Source organism: Dietzia sp. DQ11-44 (genome assembly GCF_014145205.1).
Lineage (GTDB): Bacteria > Actinomycetota > Actinomycetes > Mycobacteriales > Mycobacteriaceae > Dietzia > Dietzia natronolimnaea.
On sequence record NZ_JAALEC010000614.1, the window covers coordinates 1 to 1,675 of the forward strand.

Consider the following 1,675-nt stretch of genomic DNA (forward strand, 5'->3'; position numbering starts at 1 on the left):
GGGCCCCTGACCCACCCCGGGTCCCTGGCTTCCACCGGGTCCCTGACTCACCCCGCGGCGAGGATCCTGTCCAGGGTCCTGAGGTTCCTGGTGGTGAGGTGACGCTTGTTCTCCCGGCCGTCGAGCACCTTGTATGCGTCGGAGGTCAACGTCGAGCCGCGGGGGACACGCCAGTACACACAGCCCGCGCCCTCGGCGACCGCTTCCGTGCTGACGGTCGTCTCACTGTCGGTGGCCGGCCCGGCCCCGGCATGCGCGTCGGCGCCGGCGGCCGCCTCGCCGACCTCCCGGATGGCCGCGCGCATCGCCACCGTCACCCGGGTCGTCACCTCTGGGTCGTCCGAGAACACCACGTAGTCGTGGTGCTCGGGCAGCGCGTCGAAGGGGTACGCGGCCACCACCGTCGCCACCGCGTCGAGGGTGAGGACCTGCACGACCGCCGTGTAGCCGAACCTCTCCGCATACGCGGACTCGAGCGCCGCGCGCAGTCCGGTCACCGGTCGGGGATCGGTGACGAGCACGTTGCCGGTGGCCAACACCGTGGTGACCGACGTCCCGCCCGCGGCCTCCGTGCACGCGACCAGGTCGGGCATCGCGATCCGGTTGCTCTTTCCGACGTTGATCCCGCGGAGCAGCACGACCTTCCGATGCTCCCCGGCGTGTGGGCCCGCCGATCCGGTACTCATGTCCCGATCTTCCTCCCGGGGCGGGCCCGCGCGGGTAGCTTTCCCGCCATGGCAGTGTCAGTGCAGTCCGTTGTGAAGATCGAGACCGGCGTCCCCGAGATCATGGAGGTCCTGGCCGACGTCGAGTCCCTCGTCGACTGGTCGAGCGCCCACCGTGCGGTCGAGGTCAGGGAGGCCGACGACGAGGGGTGGCCGATCGTCGTGTGGGAGCGGGTGTCCCAGTACGGCGTCACCGACGAGATGGTCGTGCGCTACGAGTGGTACGACGGCGAGGTGAGCTGGTCCCTGGTCGAGAGCGGTTCCCAGAAGGTCCAGAACGCCCGCTACGTGCTCACGGACAACGGCGACGGCACCACCGAGGTCGTCTTCGACCTCGAGGTGGATCTCAAGATCAAGCTGCCGGGTGCGGTGGTCAAGAAGGCGCAGAAGCACATCGCCGACGTGGCCACCACGGGGTTGCGGGACGAGGTCCTGCGGCGGCACGGCTGATCATCCGCCCCGAGCCCTCGGGGATGGGATCCGGTCAGGAGAACCGGCGGGAGGAGATCAGTCCGTCGGTCAGATCGCGGCGCACCAGGTCGGGCACGGATCTGCGACGCAGTGGTGCACTCCCGGTGTGGGCGAGGTGCGCGATGCCGTCGAGCAGGTCGGCCATGGCCTCTGTCGGCGCCCAGGCCGGTGCCCATCCGAGCTCGTCGCGGGCCCGGGCGCAGTCCTGCAGGGGCACGGCGAACGCCAGGTCCAGCCATCCGCGGTCCACCGGCTGCAGGCGCGCCCGCCACGTCAGACCGACGAGGGCCCCGAGGAGCGGCAGGGGGATGTGGACCGCCCGGGCCCCGAGCACCTCTGCGAGATCGTCCCTGGTCAGCGGTTGTTCGGCCGCGAGGTTGAACGGGCCGGTGGCGCCCTGCTCGATCACTCGCACGACGGCGTCGGCGACGTCGTCGGCATGGACGAGGGGCAGGCACAGGCCCCTGTCGAGCGGCAGA

At 70.9% G+C, this 1,675-nt stretch carries 2 protein-coding genes and 1 pseudogene; 1 reads left to right on the forward strand and 2 read right to left on the reverse strand.

What is annotated here, in order from left to right; translation table 11 throughout:
- Positions 1-47: 47 nt before the first annotated feature.
- Positions 48-686 carry a DUF1697 domain-containing protein gene (locus tag G6018_RS14340; RefSeq protein ID WP_182639982.1) on the reverse strand — a complete coding sequence of 213 codons (639 nt, stop codon included), beginning with the start codon at positions 684-686 and terminating at the stop codon, positions 48-50.
- Between the two features lie 48 nt (positions 687-734).
- On the opposite strand from G6018_RS14340, the gene G6018_RS14345 reads away from it, so the two are divergent.
- Positions 735-1,175: an SRPBCC family protein gene (locus tag G6018_RS14345; protein ID WP_179523687.1), complete on the forward strand. Its 441-nt coding sequence runs from the start codon at positions 735-737 to the stop codon at positions 1,173-1,175.
- A gap of 34 nt (positions 1,176-1,209) precedes the next feature.
- On the opposite strand, the pseudogene G6018_RS14350 reads toward G6018_RS14345, so the two are convergent.
- A pseudogene (locus tag G6018_RS14350) lies at positions 1,210-1,675 on the reverse strand (epimerase); the annotation flags it as partial.